This is a genomic window from Nonomuraea sp. NPDC049269, from assembly GCF_043197155.1.
Lineage (GTDB): Bacteria > Actinomycetota > Actinomycetes > Streptosporangiales > Streptosporangiaceae > Nonomuraea.
The window spans coordinates 414,087-433,889 of sequence record NZ_JBICSO010000004.1; the positions used below are offsets into that span (position 1 = coordinate 414,087).

16 protein-coding genes are annotated in these 19,803 nt (G+C 70.3%); 8 read left to right on the forward strand and 8 right to left on the reverse strand.

Features of this window, described 5'->3' with window-relative positions; genetic code table 11:
• Nucleotides 1-33 precede the first annotated feature (33 nt).
• Both ACGFNP_RS24465 and ACGFNP_RS24470 read left to right on the forward strand, forming a co-directional pair.
• Nucleotides 34-2,742: a CocE/NonD family hydrolase gene (locus tag ACGFNP_RS24465; RefSeq protein ID WP_393322336.1), complete on the forward strand. Its 2,709-nt coding sequence runs from the start codon at nt 34-36 to the stop codon at nt 2,740-2,742.
• Between the two features lie 133 nt (nt 2,743-2,875).
• A complete protein-coding gene (locus tag ACGFNP_RS24470; protein ID WP_219531113.1) occupies nt 2,876-3,724 on the forward strand; it encodes an ABC transporter permease in 849 nt (282 codons plus the stop codon).
• 133 nt (nt 3,725-3,857) lie between these two features.
• Here the strand turns inward: ACGFNP_RS24470 and ACGFNP_RS24475 are convergent, their stop codons facing one another.
• Nucleotides 3,858-4,763, reverse strand: a complete 906-nt coding sequence (locus tag ACGFNP_RS24475; protein WP_393322341.1) for an NmrA/HSCARG family protein — start codon at nt 4,761-4,763, stop codon at nt 3,858-3,860.
• 23 nt (nt 4,764-4,786) lie between these two features.
• Entirely contained in the window at nt 4,787-5,539 is a 753-nt protein-coding gene (locus ACGFNP_RS24480) for an enoyl-CoA hydratase/isomerase family protein (protein ID WP_358315073.1), read from the reverse strand.
• Nucleotides 5,540-5,633: 94 nt separating this feature from the next.
• Here ACGFNP_RS24480 and ACGFNP_RS24485 point away from each other — a divergent pair, with 94 nt between their 5' ends.
• Nucleotides 5,634-6,203: a helix-turn-helix domain-containing protein gene (locus tag ACGFNP_RS24485; protein WP_358315076.1), complete on the forward strand. Its 570-nt coding sequence runs from the start codon at nt 5,634-5,636 to the stop codon at nt 6,201-6,203.
• A 34-nt stretch (nt 6,204-6,237) separates the two neighbouring features.
• On the opposite strand, the gene ACGFNP_RS24490 is transcribed toward ACGFNP_RS24485, so the two are convergent.
• A complete protein-coding gene (locus tag ACGFNP_RS24490; RefSeq protein ID WP_281428821.1) occupies nt 6,238-6,363 on the reverse strand; it encodes a hypothetical protein in 126 nt (41 codons plus the stop codon).
• Nucleotides 6,364-6,484: 121 nt separating this feature from the next.
• Here ACGFNP_RS24490 and ACGFNP_RS24495 point away from each other — a divergent pair, with 121 nt between their 5' ends.
• The gene (locus tag ACGFNP_RS24495) at nt 6,485-8,596 is read left to right on the forward strand and encodes an ATP-binding protein (protein ID WP_393322346.1); all 2,112 of its coding nucleotides are present in this window, start codon (nt 6,485-6,487) and stop codon (nt 8,594-8,596) included.
• On the opposite strand, the gene ACGFNP_RS24500 is transcribed toward ACGFNP_RS24495, so the two are convergent.
• Both ACGFNP_RS24500 and ACGFNP_RS24505 read right to left on the reverse strand, forming a co-directional pair.
• Entirely contained in the window at nt 8,593-9,513 is a 921-nt protein-coding gene (locus ACGFNP_RS24500; protein ID WP_358315082.1) for a hypothetical protein, read from the reverse strand. The two genes, ACGFNP_RS24495 and ACGFNP_RS24500, sit on opposite strands and share 4 nt — an antisense overlap.
• Before the next feature lie 154 nt (nt 9,514-9,667).
• A complete protein-coding gene (locus ACGFNP_RS24505; RefSeq protein WP_393322349.1) occupies nt 9,668-10,069 on the reverse strand; it encodes an ankyrin repeat domain-containing protein in 402 nt (133 codons plus the stop codon).
• Between the two features lie 85 nt (nt 10,070-10,154).
• Between ACGFNP_RS24505 and ACGFNP_RS24510 the strand changes: the two genes are divergently transcribed.
• Nucleotides 10,155-11,054, forward strand: a complete 900-nt coding sequence (locus ACGFNP_RS24510) for a PAC2 family protein (RefSeq protein ID WP_358315087.1) — start codon at nt 10,155-10,157, stop codon at nt 11,052-11,054.
• 20 nt (nt 11,055-11,074) lie between these two features.
• On the forward strand, nt 11,075-12,124 hold the full coding sequence (locus ACGFNP_RS24515; RefSeq protein WP_393322352.1) for a Gfo/Idh/MocA family oxidoreductase: 1,050 nt from the start codon (nt 11,075-11,077) through the stop codon (nt 12,122-12,124).
• A 6-nt stretch (nt 12,125-12,130) separates the two neighbouring features.
• On the opposite strand, the gene ACGFNP_RS24520 is transcribed toward ACGFNP_RS24515, so the two are convergent.
• The gene (locus ACGFNP_RS24520; RefSeq protein WP_358315093.1) at nt 12,131-12,922 is read right to left on the reverse strand and encodes a tyrosine-protein phosphatase; all 792 of its coding nucleotides are present in this window, start codon (nt 12,920-12,922) and stop codon (nt 12,131-12,133) included.
• A gap of 65 nt (nt 12,923-12,987) precedes the next feature.
• On the opposite strand from ACGFNP_RS24520, the gene ACGFNP_RS24525 reads away from it, so the two are divergent.
• Entirely contained in the window at nt 12,988-13,860 is an 873-nt protein-coding gene (locus ACGFNP_RS24525) for a hypothetical protein (protein ID WP_393322356.1), read from the forward strand.
• Here the strand turns inward: ACGFNP_RS24525 and ACGFNP_RS24530 are convergent.
• Both ACGFNP_RS24530 and ACGFNP_RS24535 read right to left on the reverse strand, forming a co-directional pair.
• Nucleotides 13,841-16,318 (reverse strand): tetratricopeptide repeat protein, encoded by a 2,478-nt coding sequence (locus ACGFNP_RS24530; protein WP_358315099.1) that lies wholly within the window; start codon nt 16,316-16,318, stop codon nt 13,841-13,843. The two genes, ACGFNP_RS24525 and ACGFNP_RS24530, sit on opposite strands and share 20 nt — an antisense overlap.
• A gap of 114 nt (nt 16,319-16,432) precedes the next feature.
• On the reverse strand, nt 16,433-18,541 hold the full coding sequence (locus ACGFNP_RS24535) for a M6 family metalloprotease domain-containing protein (RefSeq protein ID WP_393322359.1): 2,109 nt from the start codon (nt 18,539-18,541) through the stop codon (nt 16,433-16,435).
• Nucleotides 18,542-18,641: 100 nt separating this feature from the next.
• Here ACGFNP_RS24535 and ACGFNP_RS24540 point away from each other — a divergent pair, with 100 nt between their 5' ends.
• A complete protein-coding gene (locus ACGFNP_RS24540; RefSeq protein ID WP_358315105.1) occupies nt 18,642-19,799 on the forward strand; it encodes a helix-turn-helix domain-containing protein in 1,158 nt (385 codons plus the stop codon).
• The last annotated feature ends 4 nt before the right edge of the window (nt 19,800-19,803 follow it).

The following is a 19,803-nucleotide window of genomic DNA, read 5'->3' on the forward strand; positions in this document are numbered from 1 at the left end:
GGTTTCTCAGGTGCGGAAAGTAGGCTCACCAGCATGAAACGTGTGGCCGCGCTGGTCGCGGTGCTCGCCCTCGCCGGGGTGGTGACGTGGCTGGTGTGGCCGTCCGCGCCCGAAGCGCGGGGTCTCGACCAGCGCATCTCCGTCGTGGACGGGCCGGCCGATGACCAGCGGGTCGAGCTCGACGCGACGTTCTTCCCGCCCGCCGGTGGCGGGAAGGCGCCTGCCGTGCTGCTCGCGCACGGGTTCGGCGGCAGCAAGCAGAGCGTGCGCCAGCAGGCGGTGCGGCTGGCGCAGGACGGCTACGCGGTGCTGACCTGGTCGGCGCGCGGTTTCGGCCGCTCGACCGGCGAGATCGCGCTCAACTCCGCCGACTACGAGGTCAAGGACGTCAAGCAGCTCATCGACTGGCTGGCCAAGCGGCCCGAGGTCCGGCTCGACGCGGCCGGCGACCCGCGCGTGGGCATCGCGGGCGGCTCCTACGGCGGGGCCATCACGCTGATGACGGCCGCCTACGACACCCGCGTGGACGCGATCGTGCCGCAGATCACCTGGGCCGACCTGGCCGACGCGCTGTTCCCCGACGGCGGCGGCCAGGGCCCGGCCAACGGCGTGTTCAAGCGCATGTGGGCGGGCTACTTCTTCGGCCGCGGCGCCCCGGTCCAGGGCGGCGGCGCCGCTCAGGGGCTCGGCGCGCTCACCCAGCAGACCGTGCCGCTGACGGCCGAGCAGGCCAGGTGCGGCCGGTTCCTGCCCGCGGTCTGCGAGATGTACCAGCAGGTCGCCAAGACCGGCCGGGCCACGCCCGAGGCGATCGAGCTGCTGCGCAAGTCCAGCCCGGTCGCGGTGGCCGGCCGCATCAAGGCGCCGACGCTGCTCATCCAGGGGCAGCGCGACTCGCTGTTCCCGCTCGGCCAGGCCGACGCCAACGCCAAGGCGATCGCCGCCGCGGGCACGCCGGTGAGCCTGGCCTGGTTCGACGGCGGCCACGACGGCGGCAACGGCGAGGTCGACTGGCTCTACGACCAGACGGCCGGCTGGTTCGGCCACTACCTCAAGGGTGACGGCTCACCGGTCCCGCAGAAGTTCACCGTCACCCGTGACGGCGGCCGCGACCCGGGCACCCGCCAGCGCATCAGGCTCCACCCCGAATCCGCCTCCTATCCCGGCCTCGGCGGCACCGCCACCACCGCGATCACACTCACCGGCCCCGAGCAAAACGTCGCCAACCCGCCCGGCGGCTCCCCCGCCTCCATCTCCACGGTGCCCGGCGTCGGCGGCCTGCTCGGCGGCGGCGGCACCACCAACCTCAGCGTCGGGCTCGACATGCCCGGCCAGGTGGCCACCTTCGAGTCGGCGCCGCTCACCGCGCCGCTCCAGCTCACCGGCAGCCCCTCGGTCAAGCTGAAGGTCTACGGCAAGGGGCAGGTGACGCTGTTCGCCAAGCTCTACGACGTGGCCGACAACGCCCAGCCGCCCAACCTGCCCGCCGGGCTGGTCTCGCCGCTGCGCGTGACGATTCCGGACGGCGCCGAGAGCGTGGAGACCACGGTCACGCTGCCCGCCGTCGACTTCCGCTTCGCGGTCGGGCACCGGCTGCGGCTGGCGGTGACCACGACCGACATGGGCTACGCGACACCCGGCGAACCCGCCTCCTACCGGATCGGCCTGGCCGCGCCCACCCTCGCCGTACCGACGGTGGCCGCGCTCGCCGCACCCACGACCGGGGTGGCATGGTGGGTGTGGGCGATGCCGCTCGCCGCCATCGCCCTGGCCGCCCTCATCCTGGCCACCGGCCGCACCCCATCACGCCGCCGCACCACCTTCACCCGAAAGGCCACCGTCCAGGACGACAGCCGCTCCATCTCCGTCGAGATGGACGACAGCCACGCCGGCACCTTGGTGTCGGACAACGGCCAGGCCGCCGACGTCCAGAAGGACGGCAACCACGCCGGCACCCTCGTGACGGACGGCGACCCGTTCACCGCTGACCCGCCCCCAGGCGAGGCGGTGCCGTTGGAGATCAGCGGGCTCACCAAGGCCTACCGCAACGGCGAGCTGGCCGTGGACGACCTGTCGTTCCGGGTCGAGCGCGGCCAGGTGCTGGGCCTGCTGGGTCCCAACGGCGCGGGCAAGACGACCACGATGCGCATGATGATGGGCCTCATCCAGCCCGACGCCGGCGAGGTCCGCATCTTCGGCGACCGGGTGACGCCCGGCGCACCCGTACTGTCCAGACTCGGGTCGTTCGTCGAGGGACCCGGATTCCTGCCGCACCTGTCCGGCCGCGACAACATCGAGCTCTACTGGGCCGCCACCGGCCGCCCCGCCGCCGACGCCCGGTTCGACGACGCGCTGGAGATCGCGGATCTGGGCAAGGCGCTGGATCGGGCCGTACGCACCTACTCGCAGGGCATGCGGCAGCGGCTGGCGATCGCCCAGGCCATGCTCGGGCTCCCGGACCTGCTCGTGCTCGACGAGCCCACCAACGGCCTCGACCCACCCCAGATCAGGGAGATGCGCGAGGTGCTCAAGCGCTACGCCCGCGACGGCCGTACGGTGATCGTCTCCAGTCACCTGCTGGCCGAGGTCGAGCAGACGTGCAGCCACGCCGTGGTCATGCACCGGGGCCGCCTGGTCTCGGCGGGTCCGGTCTCGGTGCTGCTCAGCGCCGCCGTCTCCACCAACGGACACGGACCCCGACTCGAAGACGTGTTCCTCGACCTCATCGGGCAGCAGTCGTGACCGCCCTCCCGGTCGGGAAGTACGTCGCGACCGCGCCCTTGACCGCAGAGTGCATCGCGACCGGTCCCATGACCGGAAGGTGCATCGTAATCCGCCACCGAGGAGAAGTCGTGATCGTCGTCGAGGAGGGTTCATGACCGCCGCGACCGGCTACGCGCCTCGGCGCACGCTGCCGTTGAGGGTCGAGATCGTCAGGCAGTTCAAGCGGCGGCGCACGCTCGTCATGTTCGGGCTGCTGCTCGCGCTGCCGTGGATTCTGGTGATCGCCTTCCAGTTCGGCCCGCAGTCCAGCGGGCAGCAGCAGTCGGCGCTGCGCATCTCCGACCTGGCGACGGCCAGCGGCCTCAACTTCGCGGCGTTCGCCCTGTCGGTGTCGGCCAGCTTCCTGTTGGTCGTGGCCGTCGCCCTGTTCTGCGGTGACACCGTGGCCAGTGAGGCGAGCTGGTCGTCGCTGCGCTACCTGCTGGCGGCGCCGGTGCCGCGTGATCGGCTGCTGCGGCAGAAGATCATCGTGGCGCTCGGCTACTCGGCGGCGGCGGTGATCTGCCTGCCGCTGATGGCGCTGCTCGCCGGCACGCTGGCGTTCGGCTGGCACGACATCCAGGTGCCCGGCACAGGCGAGACGATCGCGGCGCTCGACGTGCTGCCGCGTTTCGGCATCGTGATCGGCTACGCCCTGGTCAGCCAGCTGGTGGTGGCGGCGCTGGCGTTCCTCATCTCGACGATGACCGACTCGCCGCTCGGCGCGGTCGGCGGGGCCGTGGGTCTGTGGATCGTCAGCACCATCCTGCAGGCGGTCGAGGCGCTGGGGTCGCTGCGGGAGTTCCTGCCGACCTTCTGGAACACGGCCTGGCTCGATGCCCTGGCACCGGAGCTCGACTGGAGCGGCATGGCCAAGGGCGCCTCGGTGTCAGTGACCTACGCGGCCATCCTGATCGCCGTGGCCTTCCGCCGCTTCCGCCGCAAGGACGTGGTCAGCTAGGAGTTCCGCCACCCCTGCAAGGGCCTGGTCAGTGGGAGTCCCGCCACCCCTGCAAGGACGCGATCGGCTTGGACGTGGTCAGCTAAAGTCCCGCCCCCGCAGGGGCACAGTATCGCCACCGCCGCCGGAGTCGTCAGCCTGCGGTGGCGGGCAGTTGCCCTGCGGTGAACTTGGCAGTGCCCTCGCGGGTCAGCCAGGTGGCGAAGTCCATCAATCCGGGGTGTGCCTTGCGCAGGGCGGGGATGTCGGCGTGCCAGCCGCCCCCGTGGTTGGCGAACTCGTAGCCCGCGAGCGCGTCCGGGTCCTTGTCCAGGAGCGCCTCACGGGGGATCGCCTGGTAGGCGATGGGCTGCCCGATGGCCTGCTCCATGGCGGTGACGATCTCGGTCATCGTGAGCTGGTCCCCGGCCAGTTCGAGCGCCGCATCTATGTACTCGTCCGGATGTGTGAACGCCAGCGCGGCGAAGGCGCCGATGTCGGTGGCGGCGATGAGCTGGACCGGGACATCCGGGTGGATGACATCGATCAGGACGCCGTTCCGGACGCCGAGCCGCGGGTCGACCTGGTTCTCCATGAAGCGAACCGGCCGCAGGAAGGTGGTCGGCAGACCGAGCCCCCTGGCGTAGTGTTCCAGTTCGAGCTTGCTCTTCCAGCGGCGGATGCCGTGGTCGCGATCGGCGCTGCCGACCGACGTGTAGACGAAGTGCCGGACCCCGGCCGCGGCGGCCGCGTCGGCGACGTTCCTGCCCATGCGGATCTCGTCGCCGATGGTGAAGTCCGGCGGAGTCCCGGGATAGCCCAGGGTCGGCTGGACGCTGAAGACGCCGTGCACGCCGTGGGCGGCCACGTCGAGGGAGGCGCGGTCGCCCATGTCGCCACGGACCGGCTCGGCCCCGGCGTCTGCCAGGGCGCGGGCGCCGGCGGCGGCCGGGTCGCGCACGAGGGCCCGGACCCGCCACCCGGCGGCCAGCAGCTCGCGCGCCGCCGCGCCGCCCTGGGTGCCGGTGGCGCCCGTGACCAGGATGATGTTCTCGTTCATGCTTTCTCCTCCGAATGGCTGGATCACGCGTCGAACAGCTGGTGTGTACGGCCGAAGGCCAGGTCGTCGACCAGGCGCCGCCTCCAGGGCCGCTGGAGTACGGCGTGGGTGAGGCGGCGCGTCGTGCGGGGCGCGGCCATGATCGTCTCGGCGAGCTCCCAGGCGCGTGGGAGCAGACGGTCGGCGTCTACGACCTCGTTGACCAGGCCCAGCTCCGCCGCCTGCCGGGCGTCGATGCCCGCGCCGGTGTAGAGCGAGAACGCGGCGCGTTTCAGGCCCATGAGTTCCTGGAAGACCAGATGCTGGCCGTCGCCGGGCACCGCGCCCGCGGGGAAGTGCGTGTCGTCGAAGACCGTGGCGGGCGTGCACAGGGTGAGGTCGCAGACCAGCGCGAGCTCGTGGTGGAACCCGGACCCGTTGATGGCGCCGATGGTCGGCACGTCCACCGAGAAAACCAGGTTCTCCAGCAGCTTGAGGCCGTCGTAGTAGGTCGCGTAGCGGGCTTCGGACGTCCATTCGCGGTATGGCCGCCGCTCGCGCAGTCCCGGCTCCAGCCCGGCCATCCAGGAGTCGCCGGTGCCGGTGATGATCAGCAGTTCTGTGTCCGGATCGTTCCCCACCTCCTGGAACACCTGGCCCCACGCGTTGTGCAGGGCCAGCGACATGACGGCCGGGCCGCCGCCCGTGTGCATCCGTAGGAGGAGCACACCGTCTCGCCGCTCCATCACGAAGTGCTGACCGTACCCGCCCACGACTCCGCTGGACTTTCCCAACACCTTCGACCTCCGCACGGCTAAACGGGGAGTTTCCCCGGTTAGCTTCGAGGTACGATACGGGGACAGTCCCCACTTTCGCAACAGCAGGAGAGAAGTGACACGACCGACCACCCGGCCGCTGCGGGCGGACGCGCTACGCAACTACGAGCGGCTCATCGCGGCGGCCAGGGCGGCCTTCACCGAGCTGGGAGCGAACGCGCCGCTCGACGACATCGCCCAGCGTGCCGGCGTCGGCAACGCGACGCTCTACCGGCACTTCCCGACCCGTCAAGCGCTGCTCGAAGCGGTCTATCGCGACCACATCGCGGCGTTGTGCCACCTGGGAGAGGGGTTGCTGACCGCCCCGTCACCGGGTGAGGGACTGGTGGAGTGGCTCAGGGCGGTCGTCGCCCAAGGGAGCACCGACCGCGGGGTGGCCGCGTCGCTCATGACGGCGATGGGCGTCACGGAGACCGATGTGTCGTGGTGCCGGGGGGCCGTGTTCGCCACGGCCACGGCGCTGCTGGAGCGTGCGCAGAGCGCCGGTGACATCCGGGCGGATGTGACCGTGCGGCAGTTGCTGAAGTTCGTGAACGCCATCGCTCTGGCCACCGAGGGCGAACCCGGGAAGTGCGAGCAGGCCGACCAGCTGCTCAGCCTGCTGCTCGACGGCCTCCGCGCCTAGAAGCGCCTAGAAGAGCGTGGAAGAGCGCGGACGATCAGCCCCAATGGGGTGGCTTGTCGTCCAGGTAGAAGGCGTCCGGGTCGGTGTCCTGGGAGTCGCGCCAATCGCCCCAGCCGAGGTCCGTGTCGTCGCCCGTCTGCTCCGGGAGAAATTCACTCACGGCATACATGCTACTCAGAGGGACAAACCCATTCCCGGCCCGCACGGCGAACCCCGGACCGCCAAGGGCCGCGAGGGTACGATGCGAAGGCAGGTGTCGTCTATCCCCCGTGAGGTCGCCCATGGCCACCCCGACCGGCTGGCGGCGAGAAGGCAATCTGCCGTCGGAGCTGACCAGCTTCGTGGGTCGGACTCGCCTGCTCGCCAACCTCAAGCGACATCTCGCCGACTCCCGGCTGGTGACGGTCACCGGCATCGGCGGTGTGGGGAAGTCCCGCACGGTGCTCCGGCTGGCGCACCAGATCCGCTCCCAGTACGAGGATGGCGTCTGGTTCGCCGACCTGGCCCGGTTGCAGGACGCCGGGATGGTCAAGCACACCATCGCGTCGGCGCTGGGCATCGCCGACCAGTCGTCGCGGACCGAGTCGGAGTCGCTGTCGGAGTGGGTCGGCGACCGCGACATGCTGCTCATCATCGACACCTGCGAGCATCTCGTGCAGGGCTGCGCCGAGCTGGTCGAGGAGCTGCTGGAGCGCGCCCCCAATCTGAAGGTGCTGGCCACCAGCCGCCAGTCGCTGCACCTGCCGTACGAGCACGTGATACCCGTCCCGCCGCTGCAGGTGCCGGGCGACGATCCGACCGAGAGCCTGTTCACCAACGAGTCCGTGCAGCTGTTCGGCCTGCGGGCCGGCGCGGTGATGCCCGACTTCGTGCTCGACGAGCAGAACATCGGGGCGGTGGCCGAGCTGTGCCGCCGTCTCGACGGCATTCCGCTGGCGATCGAGCTGGCCGCCGTACGCCTGCGGGCGCTGTCCGTCGACCAGATCCTCGGGTTGCTGACCGACCGGTTCAGCCTGCTCGCCGGCGCCAGCCGTACGGCGCTGCCGCGCCATCAGACCCTGCGTGCGGCCATCGGATGGAGTCACGAGTTGTGCGAGCCGGCGGAGCGGCTGCTCTGGGCGCGGCTTTCGGTGTTCGCGGGCGACTTCGAGCTCGACGCGGCCAGGTTCGTCTGCTCGGACGAGCGGCTACCGTCCGAGGACATCACCGACCTGGTCACCGGGCTGGTGGAGAAGTCGATCCTGCTGATCAGGAGCAACCACGCCGGAGTCCGCTACAAACTCATCGACACGCTGGCGGAGTACGGGGAGGAGTGGCTCGACAAGCTCGGGCAGACCGAGCAGATGCGCCGCAAGCACCTGGAGTACTACCTGAGCCTGGCGCAGCGCAGCGAGGACGCCTGGTCGGGGCCGAGGCAGATCTACTGGTTCATCCGCATGCGCCAGGAGCACGACAACGTCCGGGTGGCGCTCGAACACGCGCTGCGCACGCCCGGCGAGTCCGTGCTGGCGCTGACCCTGCTGTCGTCGCTGTGGTTCATGTGGATCTGCTGCGGGTTCGTACGCGAAGGCCGGCTCTATCTGGAACGTGCTCTGCAGGCCAATCCGGGCGTGAGCAAGGAGCGGTGCAAGGCTCTCTGGGTCCTGTCGTACGTCCGCAGCGCCCAGGGCGACAGCGCCGGCGCCCTGGCGGCTGCCGAGCAGTGCAGCACCGAGGCGGTCAGGGTCGGCGACTCCAGGGCGGTCATCCTGGCCTCCAAGATGCAGGGGACGGCGGCCCTGCTACAGGGCGACCTGCAGAAGGCCAGCGCGCTGCTGGGTGTGGCGATCGAGTTCAACACCGACAACAAGGAGCTCAACCCGGGCCTGCTGCCGGCCATCGTCGAGCTGTCGCTGGTGCTGTCGGCGCAAGGTGAGCTCTACGAGGCCGAGTCCCTGCTGCAGGACTGCCTGCAGGTGTGCAGGGAACGCGGCGAGCTGTGGCTGAGCTCCTACGCGCAGTGGGCGCTGTGCCTGCCCAGGCTGGCGACCGGCCGGGCCGGGGACGCGTTGCAGAGCGCGCGTGAGGGGCTGCGGATCAAGCGCCACTTCCACGACACGCTCGGCACGCTGCTGGTGCTGGAGACCACGGCCCGGATCTTCGCCGCCATGGATCAGGCGCCGCTCGCGGCACGGCTGCTCGGCGCGCTCCACCAGAACTGGAAGACGGCCGGCCTGCCGATGCTCGGCGCGCCGTTCATGACCAGCGACCACGAGCAGTGCGTCAAGGAGTGCCAGAAGGCGATGGGCGAGGACGTCTACCGGGACGCCTTCAACGAGGGCACGCGGCTCGATCTCGATGAGGCGTCCGCGCTCGCGCTCGGCGAGCTGGACGCCCCAGGAGATCTCGGCTAGACGGCCTGCGGCCAGCGAGTGTCGGTCGGCCAGGCGTGGACGTATCGGGCACTGCCGAGCGAGAACTCGATGTGCCCCCGCACCCAGTGTTCGAGGCCGCGCACGTAGTTGCGCACCGGGCGCGAGGCCCAGTGGTCGAGCGCCGCGCGCCTGTCGAGGAAGGCCGCGATGGCGTCGTTGTGCATCTTCGCCACTTCTTGCAGCGCCTCTTGCAGCGTGAGCGTCTTGTGCGTGGCCAGCACCGTGACGAGGTTGTGCCGGGCCTTGTCGTTGCCGCGTTCTTTGGCGTACGAGAGCAGGTCGTTGTCCCAGCCGATGAGATCGCAGGCGAGGTCGGAGAGCACGCGCACGTCCGGATGATGCCATTCCTCCGCTTCCAGCCGGTAGCCGCCACCCACGTCGATGAGCGCGAGGCAGGTGTAGGTGGCCCCGGTGATGCGGCGCATGAGCACGTAGTCCTCGGGCGTGGGGATCAGGTCGACCTCGCGGTTGGCGGCCTCCCAGATCTGGGCGAAGAGATACTCCTTTACCGTGATGCGCCACCGGTCCACTTGAGCAGGCGTGGCTGTGTCCGAAATGCGGTGCAGCAGCTCGCTCAGGGCGAGCCCGAAGGGATCGGCGGAGTCCGGTTCCTTGCGGCCGTCGAGGATCTCAAGGAGCGGCGGAAGGGCGCGGGCCAGTGCGGCGGCCCGGTGTCCCATCAGCTCGCCCTCGCAGAACGCGTCGTCGAACGCGAAGAGCCAGTTGTACCAATCGTTGATCAGCCTGAGACTGTCCCGCGGCACGGTGGGGTTGGTACGTGCGGCGAGCAGGCCGATCTTTGAGCGCCGGAAGTGCTCGATCGTGTCGGCTCCGGCGAGCATGTGCGAGGCGGCCAGCCATGCGTGGCTTTCCGAGTCGATCTCCGTGGCGTGCACGTTGATCTCGTTCGGGAACGGGCATGGCAAGGGAGGGATGCGAAGCGGCCGCCTACTGAAGGAGTGCGCAGATGTAACCACACTTACAGCATGGCGATGGACTGTTCGAAAGGCCACACTCGATAACTTCCCGGACATTTCGCCATATTTCATACTATGGCGCTATTTGCCGGAACCATTCAAGGAACTGGTCGTTCGCGAACATTCGAGCCGTGTCCACCGCGGAAGGGTTTCCGGCCGCCGGATCCGCACCCGCGTCGAGCAACGCTCTGACCACGGCAGACTCCTTCTTGAACACGGCACCCGCCAGAGGTGTCTGGCCCCGGTCGTTCGCCCTCCCCGGATCAGCACCCTGCTCGGCGAGCATCTGGACGGTGGCGGCGTGACCGTGATAAGCCGCAAGCATCAGCAAAGTGTCACCTTTGCTATTGGTGAGATTTGCCGGAACACCCGCGTCCACATAGGCGCGCAGCGTCTCCGTATCGCCCGCCCTGGCCAGGTCGAACATCCTGCCGGCGAACTCCTCGAGCTCCGGGTCCCCGTCCATGCCCCCCATTCTGCCTCGATAGGGTGCCCTGCACGGAATCGTTGCGGCTCGTCGTAGGTTCTGGTGAGAGTACCTAGGGAAAGGCTGTCCAACCGTGTTCGACCCGACGGATCTCTACAAGCTCGCAGATGATGTGCCCGAGCTGGCCGATCCCGTGCTCTTGTACCACTTCGACGGCTTCGTCGACGCGGGTGGTGCCGGACGCCTCGCGCTGGGCCACCTGCTGGCGGAGCTGGAGCACCGGACCGTGGCGACGTTCGACGTGGATCGCCTCCTCGACTATCGCTCGCGGCGGCCCATCATGACCTTCGACACCGACCGATGGGTCGAGTGTGAGAGCCCTGAGCTGGCCGTGTACGCCGCGAAGGACGACACCGGCACCCCGTTCCTGGTGATGAGCGGCCCCGAGCCGGACCGTGAGTGGGAGCTGTTCACCCGGGCGGTCGGCGCCCTCGCCGACGAGTTGAAGGTGAGCAAGATGGTGACCATGCACGGCATCCCGATGGCGGTCCCGCACACCCGCCCGCTCGGCATCACCATGCACGCCAGCCGTCCCGAGCTCATCAACGCCCAGACCAGCTCGTTCGGCCGGGTCCAGGTGCCGGGCAGCATCGCCGCCCTGATCGAGTTCCGCCTGGGCGCCAAGGGCTACGACGCGCTGGGCTACGCGGTGCACGTGCCGCATTACCTGTCGCAGGCCGAATATCCGCACGCCGCGGTCGCCGCCCTGGAGGCGGTCACGCGGGGCACCGGCCTGCTCTTCCCGATGGACCCGCTGCGCGAGGCGGCCCAGCGCACCACGACCGAGATCGAGGAGCAGATCCAGGCGTCGAGCGAGCTGTCCACGGCCATCACCGGCCTGGAGCAGCAGTACGACGCGTTCGCCGGCGGCGCCGATCGCGAGAACCTGATCGCCGAGGCCACCGCGATGCCCACCGGCGACGAACTCGCCGCCCAGTTCGAACGCTTCCTGGCCGAACGCGACGACGAGTAGCCCCGCGTTACGCTGGGCCGATGAGCGAGATCGAGGTCGGCCTGGTCGGGTATGGCACAGCGGGCGCGTTCTTCCACGCGCCCCTGATCCACGCCACGCCCGGCCTGCGGCTGTCCGCCGTCGTCACCGGCAACCCCGTGCGGGCCGACGAGGTGGCCGCCCGCTACGGGGCGGTCGCCGTGCCCAGCCTGGACGGGCTGTGGGACCGCTGCGACCTCGTGGTCGTCGCCTCACCGAACAAGACCCACGTGCCGGTGGCCACCGAAGCGCTCACCCGCGGCAAGCCGGTCGTGATCGACAAGCCCCTGGCCCGTACCGCCGAGGAGGCCCGCCGGCTCGTACGCCTGGCCGCCGAGCGGAACCTGATGCTGACCGTGTTCCAGAACCGGCGCTGGGACGGCGACTTCCGCACCCTGAGCCGGCTCACCGCAGAAGGCCGCCTCGGCGACGTGCTGCGCCTGGAGTCCCGGTTCGAGCGCTGGCGGCCGGTGCCCAAGGGCGGCTGGCGGGAGAGCGGTGGTGCCGAGGAGGTCGCCGGCCTGCTCTACGACCTGGGCAGCCACCTGGTCGACCAGGCGCTGCAACTCCTCGGCCCGGTGCGTGAGGTCTACGCGGAGAGCGACGTCCGGCGCGAGGGGGTGGCCGCCGACGACGACACGTTCATCGCGCTGACGCACGCCGGTGGCGCCCGGTCGCACCTGTGGGCCGGGGCGATGGCCGCGCAGCTCGGGCCGCGGTTCCGGGTGCTCGGCTCGCGGGCGGCGTACGTCAAGCACGGGATGGACGTGCAGGAGGAACGCCTGCGCGCCGGGATCTCGCCCGACTCGCCGGGGTTCGGCGCGGAGAACGAGGAGATGTGGGGGCTCCTGGGGACGGAGGACGCCAATGCCGCGGTCCCCACCGAGCCCGGAGCGTACCTCGACTTCTACCGCGGCGTCGAGTCCTGCCTGCGCGCGGGCACGCCGCCACCGGTGAGCCCCGAGAGCGTGGTCGACGCGCTCGCCGTCCTCGAGGCGGCCCGCCTGTCGGCGACCGAGCGCGTCGTCGTCCAGCTGAACGAAGAGACCTGATCGAGCCTATTCGCGCAGCCGGGCGCGCATGGCCTCCGTGTCCGCCGCCGTCCACCCATGCGACTCCAGCCAGGCGATCGGCCCGCCGAACCGCTCCTCCAGCACCGACAGGAACTGCTCCATGTACCGCGCCCGGGGCATGTGGTCGTCGGCGGGCCGCGAGTCGAGGTCGTCGCGGTAGGTGGCGCTCCCCCGCAGCCGCCGCAGCACCTGCTCCAGCCGCTCCCCGGTGGCCTCGTAGTCGGCGATGATCCCCTCCCGGGTGACCCCCGCCACCTCCAGGGCGAGCGCCGACAGCACCCCGGTGCGGTCCTTGCCGGCCGCGCAGTGCACCACGGCCGCGCCGTCGTTCAGCGCCATGGCCCGCAGCGCGGCCACCACCGCGTCGGGCCGGTCGCGCAGGTAACCGTAGTAGAACCCGGTCATCCGCAGGTCCTCGTCAAGCTGACGCTCCTGCCAGGGCAGCACCCGGTCGCCGTCGATGGTGTCGGCCTCGACGTCGGTGTGCCTGCCTCCCTCGGCGAACAGCGTCAGATGGTGATGCGTCACCTCGGGCATCCGGCTCAGCGGCCCGGGGCCCTCCAGCGCGACCTCGGCGTTGGAGCGCAGGTCCACGACGTGCCGCAACTTGAGCTCGCCGACCAGCCGGGACACGTCCTTGTCGGTCAGCCCCTGAAGATTGTCGGCCCGAAAAATCCGTCCGTAGCGGGTGACACCGCCGTCATGGGTGGTGAGTCCACCCAGGTCACGCACATTGACGGCGCCTTCCAGATCGATCCATCGCGTCATCTCGTTCATCGTTTAGACCCTATATGTCTCTCAAATATGAGCGGATTCGAGGTTCATAACGCAGCATGAACTGTATGGATCCGCGCGCCTTGCCCCCGCAGCTGGTGGTAGATCCAGCCCTGCCTCCGGACATCTCCTTCCAGCTGCGAACCAGCCCGCATTTCCTCCGCATGGCCAGAGCGGGCCGCCTGATGGACCCCCCGTACAATCTCGCCCTCCTCCTGGTTCTTCCCGGGCTGCTGTTGATGATCTTGGCGCTCACCAATCGGGGCGTCGCGGTCGTGGCCGCGCTCGGGATGGGCATGGTCGGGTTGATGCGGTGGATGGCCGTAGAGCCGACGCGCCGGGCGACCAAACGACGGCTGCGGCTCGCCTACGAGTACGCCGCCCACTACGTCCTACCCGAAGAGCTCGACTATCCCTGCCAGATGCTGCTGCGCCGCGCCCAGGACGCGGTGGACGCGATCCTGAACTCCCAGGTGAACAGGGCAGGGCTGATCGACACCATCGACAACCGGGTGACGTTGCCGGAGGAGGTGTGGCAGATCGCCCAGCGGCTGGCCAAGCTGTCGTCCATGCACGCCGAGCACCGCCGGCTCATCCCTCGCGACCTGCCCGCCGGCATGGAGGACGCGTTCAAGCCGTACACCACCGCGCTCGACGCGGCCTGGACCTCGCTGTCGCGGCGGGTGCGGCACCTGGAGAAGTACGCCAAGCAGGTGGTCAAGGCGGACAAGGTCTTCCACGCCCACCATCGGCTGGAGGCGCTGGCCGCGCGGACACCGGACTACCAGCAGCTCCTCGCCGAGACGGTCCATGACGACCTGACCCGTACGCACGTCAGGGAGCTGGCCGACCAGGCCGCGCACGTGCGCAAGCTGTTCGAGGAGAGCATCTACCAGGCCCGGCAGTCCGCCGGGGAACTGCTCAGGACTCCACTTTCCTGAGCAGCTCCAGCGTCCTGCGCATGCCGGCCTCGTTGCCGAGGCTGCGGTAGATGTCCCTGGCCTGCTTCAGCGGCTCGACGGCCGCGTGCGGCCCGCCCGAGTCGAGATGCGTCTCGCCGAGGTAGCGCAGGCTGAGCGCCATCCACCACCGGTCGTCGAGCTCCTCGAACGCGTGTACGGCCCGGCGCAGCTCGTGCTCCGACTCCTCGATCCGGCCCAGCCTGGCCAGGGCCCGGCCGGCCGACAGCGCGGTGCGCGCCACGCCCCACGAGTCGCCGAGGGCCGTCAGGATCTCCTCCGCCCGCCGGACGAAGTCGAGCTCGCGCAGCCCGTTGGACGGGTCGCCGACCTCACCGGCCGCGCGCAGGCAGCGGGCCTCCTCCCACAGCTCGCCGCGCTGCCGGAACATCTCGGCGGCGCGGTCGAGGCTGAAGCCCGCCTTGGTGAAGCCCTCCAGCGCGGCCCGGTGCTCGCCTTCGCGGCGCCTGCCGCGGGCCTGCGCGGCGAGCACCTCACCGTAGGCACGCAGCGTCTGGGCCTCGGAGTAGCGGTTGCCCGCCTGCTTGAACACCTCCAGGGCATCTTCGAGCAGATCCCTGGCCTCCTCGGGCCGCCGCTGGGCCAGCCGCATCTCGGCGAGGTTGCGCTGGGTGCGGGCCATCCACCAGAAGTCCTCTTCGCCCTTGAACGCGGTGATGGCGCCGATCAGGAAGTCCTGCGCGCGGTCGAGGTGGCCGTCGTTGAACAGCCCCATGCCGATCGTCCGCATCGCCCTGGCCGCCCACCACGACTCGCCGAGCTCGGTGAAGATCTCCAGCGCCTGCTCGGCACCCACCCGGCCCAGCTCGTGGCCGCCGAGCCCGCCCTGCACGGCCGCCCGGTCGAGCAGCGCGATGGCCAGGGCGCGCCGGTCGCCGGTGTGCCGGGCGGCCTCGCAGCCGGCCTCGGCCGCGATGTGCCAGTCGGCCCAGTAGGCGCGCAGGGAGTGACATAGCGAGCAGAACGCCCTGGCCAGCCCCGAGGTCAGCTCCCACAGCTCCAGCTGCCTGGCCAGGTTGATCATGGCGATCAGCGAGAGCCGCTCGGCGTTGAGCCAGTCGGCCGCGTGTACCTGCCCCTCGACGCCGGAGCTGCGCCCGCCACGGCTCCAGTCCTGTGGCCAGCGGTCCTGGGCCGCCTCCTCGGCGCGGCGGCGGTAACCGGACAGCACCCGCTCGATGGCGGCTCTGCGCCGGTCCTGGTCGTCCCCCTCGGCCAGCTCGACGGCGAACAGCCGGACGAGGTCGTGCAGGCGGTAACGCATGGCGCCGGTCGGGTCGGCGCCCGAGCTCTCGGCGAGCTGCGTGTCGATCAGCGCCTCAAGCTGGTCGGCGCCATCGAGCCCGGAGATGTCGAGCAGCTCGCCCGCCACCCAGCCGGGCACGTCGGGCGAGGTGAGCGCGGACAGCAGGCGCAGCAGGCGGCGCTGCATGCCGGTGCAGTCGTCGTAGCTGAGCTGCACGGAGGCGCGCACGCTCTTGTCGACGGTCTGCGCGAGTTCGAGCTGGTCGAGGCGGCGGCGCTCGTCGGCCAGCCGGTCGGCCAGCTGCCTCATCGTCCAGTGTTCGCGGGTGGCCAGCCGGCCGCCGCAGATGTTGATCGCCAGCGGCAGGTAGTCGCAGATCCGGACGATCTCCTTGGCCGCGTCGAGGTCGTCGACCACCCTGGCGCCGCCGGCCAGCCTGGCCAGCAGCTCCACGCCGTGAGCCTCGCTGAACACGCCGAGCTGAGTGTCGTGGGTGCCGTTCAGGAACAGCGGCTGGCGTGAGGTGACCAGCACGGCGCAGCCGGGCTCGGCCGGGATCAGCGGTTTGACCTGGTCGGCGCCGTGCGCGTTGTCCAGCCCGATGAGGATCCTGCGGTCCTTGGTCCAGGTCAGCCAGAGCTTGCGCAGCTCGTCGAGGCCGCCGGGGTCGGTGGTCAGCCGGACGCCGAGCGCGCGCAGGAACCCGATCAGCACCTCCTCCGGGCGCACCGGGGCGTCGACGCCGCCCCGCAGGTCCGCGTACAGGCGCCCGTCGGGGAACGCGCCGGCGATCTCCTGCCCGAACCTGGCCACCAGCGCCGACTTGCCGACGCCGCCCCTGCCGTACACGGAGACCACCAGCGGCGGCGAGACGCCGCCGGACTTGCGCCGCCCGCCGAAGACCGTCCGCAGCTCCGCGAGCGGCTCGGCGCGTCCGGTGAAGTGCTCGGGGACGGGCGGCCACTGGTGGGGCGCACGCGCGGACGGCTCGGCCGCCGCCTCGCGTTTGGACCGCCCCTCGGTCGTGGCCCAGGTGGTCAGCCCGACCAGGAGCGCCGCCGCCATGGTCACGCTCACCTTGGCGACGGGTGGGATCTCCCAGTCGACGGAGGCGGCCAGGATGCTGGCCGCCGCGGCCGCGATGCCCGCCGAGACCGGCGCGGCCAGTGGCACCTTCCTACGCCGCGACGGCGGCTTGTCTGGTAGCTGCCCTGTCAACGAACACCCCCTCCGGGGGTGATTCAAGCGGATGGGGTACGGCTGCGCCAGCCGTACCCCACCCTTCTGCTAAAGGCCGATCACCGGACAGGTGGCCGTCACCGTCTTGGTGGGGTCGCTCTCCGAGGTCGCGGTGAGCGTGACCTTGGCGAGCCGGTCACCGCCCGAGGCGCGCACGGCGTTGACCGCGACCACCTCCTGCTTGCCGAAGTCGACGGCGGCCAGGGCGTTGGGCAGCTGGGCGGTCCAGCCCTTGCCCTGCACCTCGGCCTTGAGCCGGTAGACGTCGGAGTTGAGGTAGGCGCTGACGTCCTCGGGGTGCGTCCCCTGCGCGGGGGCCGCCTTGCCGGTGTTGAACAGCGGGAACTTGCAGGTCGAGTAGCCCTTGCCGGTCGGGATCCCGGCGGCGGGGAGCACCTTGACGCCGCGCTTCTGCGGGCCCGCCCCGTCGAGCGAGCGGATCGCGACCGTGTACGACAGGGTGCCGTCGCGGCCGCGCTTCAGGTCGGTCACGTAGAAGTGCAGGCGGTTGGCCTGGTCGACGTACTCGTACTGGCTGCCGGAGCCGGTGCCCGCGTGGAAGAGGGCGTCGGCCAGCTGGCGGTAGTCGCCGATCGTGATCGGCACCTTGGTCCCGTCGGGCATGACGTAGTCGGTCATCCCGATGTCCTGCGGGTTGGCGTCGATCACCCACTCGAACGGCGATCGGTCCTGGTTCTTGGTCTTGGCCACGAGCACACCGGAGTCGGGGGTGAAGGAGTCGGTGCCGACCCGGTCGACGACCTCGACCGTGTAGTTCTCGTAGCCGCCGCCGTCACAGAGCGGGTTGGTCTGCGTGCTGCAGGCCGGGCTCTTGTCGCCGGTGTCGAAGGCGATGTTGACGCCCGACAGCTCGTTCTTGCCCGGCTGCGACTCGCGGGCGATGACCCTGGCCTTCACCAGGCCCGACTCGTCGAGGGCCTCGCGTGACAGGCGCAGCACGTTCTGCTCGTCGACCATCTGCAGCTTGATCTTGTTGCGCAGCATGTGCTGGGCGCCCATGGACGCGCCGGCGGTCGGCGGGATCAGCCAGCGGGAGTGCGGGCCGCCGGGGCCGTTGAAGCTGCCCCGGCTGAGCATCTCCCAGATGCCGGTGTAGGCGCGGCGGGCCGGGATGCTGTACGGGTTGTTGTAGTTGTCCAGTACGCCCATGATGTGGCTGAACTCGTGGGCGTAGACGGCCATGCCGGAGCTCTCGGCCTGGACCGAGTCGACGCCGATGTTGGCGTTGGGCCAGAAGTTGGAGCCGGCCTGCCAGGAGGTCCAGTCGACGTAGCGGGTCTGGGCCCAGTTCGGCAGGTTGGGGTCGGGCGGACCCCACTCGTCCGTCACGTCCTCCTTGGTGGGGAACTTCATCATCCCGAACTCCTGCCAGGTGGACGACTCGTCCTGGCCGGCGCTCACGTAGAAGATGAAGTCGAACTGCTTGGCGGCCTCCTCGCCGATCGCGCCGATGAACGCGGCGTGCCCGTCGGTGCGCAGGTTCCGGTCGCACGTGTCGCCCGCCGGGCAGGCGGTGCCGCCCTGGAACTCCATGGCGTACTCGTGGTCCTTGCCCGGCATCGTGTACGGGCCGAAGCCGGTCAGCTCGACTCCGTAGCGGCCACCGGAGTCCTCCATCCAGTACTCGTGGATGGTGTGACCCTTGTTGAGGGCGTTCGGGGTGTTGAGGAAGTCCTGGTAGAACTTGGCCACCTGGTCGCGGGGCACGTCATGGGCCTCGGCGCTCGGGTTGGCGTAGATCGTCGAGCCCTTGGGCTGGGTGACCACGAACGGCTGGTTCGGGTAGTCCAGGAGCACTAACGCGCCCTTGAAGGTGCGCTTGGAGCCCTTGACCGCCGGGTCGTTCCACTGGGTGCCCGGCACCTTCTTGTAGTCCGCCCACGTCATGTGGTCGGGGTTCTCCCAGTTCTGCGGGTCGATCGGCTCGATGCCGCCTGTCGGACGGCCGCGGAGTGCCTGGGCGTCGGAGGATGCGTCCTGTTGCCAGGGCTGGGTCTGCGGCCAGTGGTTCTGCCGCCAGGGGTACTCGGGATCGTCTGTGGGGGGTGCTGCGGAAGCCGGGGTCGCCACAAGGCTCATCGGAATCAGCACGAGGGCCGCCAGCAGACCTTTCAGCAGCTTCTTGGGGGCATTCACGGATAGACGTTATAGACGAAGTTGACGGAGATCATCGATCAGTTGTAGGGAAGACCTGTAGTGGTCGTTCCGACAAACGATGAAATGTCCAGGTGACGTAGTGGCGGATCTCCAGCGGACCGTGGACGAGCTGGCGGCTCGCCTTGACAGACCGCTGTTGCTGGAGGACCGCGTGCAACGCGTTGTCGCCTACAGCGAGCAGTACGGCACGATGGATGACATCCGCCGCGACTCGATCCTCCGCCGGCACTCCACGCCCGAGGTCCGCCAGTGGGTGCGTTCCGCCGGGATCCACGACGCGCCCGGGCCGTTACGCGTCCCGGGCGCGCCGCACCTGAGCCTGCTCCCCCGGGTCTGCGTTCCGGTACGGCACGAGGCCGGGCTGCTGGGCTTCCTGTGGTTCATCGACTCCGGCCCCGCCATGTCCGGTGAGCAGATCGCCGAGGCCGCCGCGGCGGCGCCCGCCCTGGCCCTGGCGCTCTTCCACGAGAGCCTGGCCACGGGGCTGGCCTCGCACCGGGAGCTGGAGGCGGTCACCGGTCTGCTGCTCGGCGAGCCGGACTCGGCCAGGCAGCTGATCGAGGCCGGTGCCTTCCCGCAGGCCCAGCCGGTGACCGTACTGGTGGCCAGGCCGCTGTCGGACGAGCCGGACGAGGCGCTCCGGCTGGCGCTGGAGCAGGGGCTGCTCACGTTGCGGCGGCGGCTGAGCGGGCACCACCCGCTGCACCTGGTCCGCTTCGACCACGCCGTGCTGCTCACCGCGGGCGGCCCGGTGGCGGCCGACGAACTGCACGCGGCGATGTCGCTCCCGGTGGTGGTCGGGATCGGGCGGGCCAGGCCCGCGCTGGCCGAGGCCGCCGGGTCGTACGCGGAGGCGCGGCACGCGGCCGAGGTGGCCGCCCGGGTGCCCGAGCTCGGCCGGTCGGTGGAGTGGGCCCGGCTCGGCGTCTACCGGATGCTCACCCATCTCCCCCACCACGAGCTGCATCCGGGACTGGCGGAGCTGCTCGCCGACGATCAGCACCTGCCGCTGCTGGAGACGCTGGAGACGTACCTGGATCTGGCGGGCAGCGCGGTGGCCACGTCGCGGGCGCTGCGCCTGCACCGCACCTCCCTGTACTACCGGCTGCAGCGGCTGGAGGAGCTGGCCCGCACCGACCTGAAGGACGGCGGCGAGCGGCTGGCCCTGCATCTCAGCCTCAAGCTCGCCCGGCTTTCCGGCAGGTACCGGCCCAGGGACGCGCGGCCCGGTCCGTGATTGC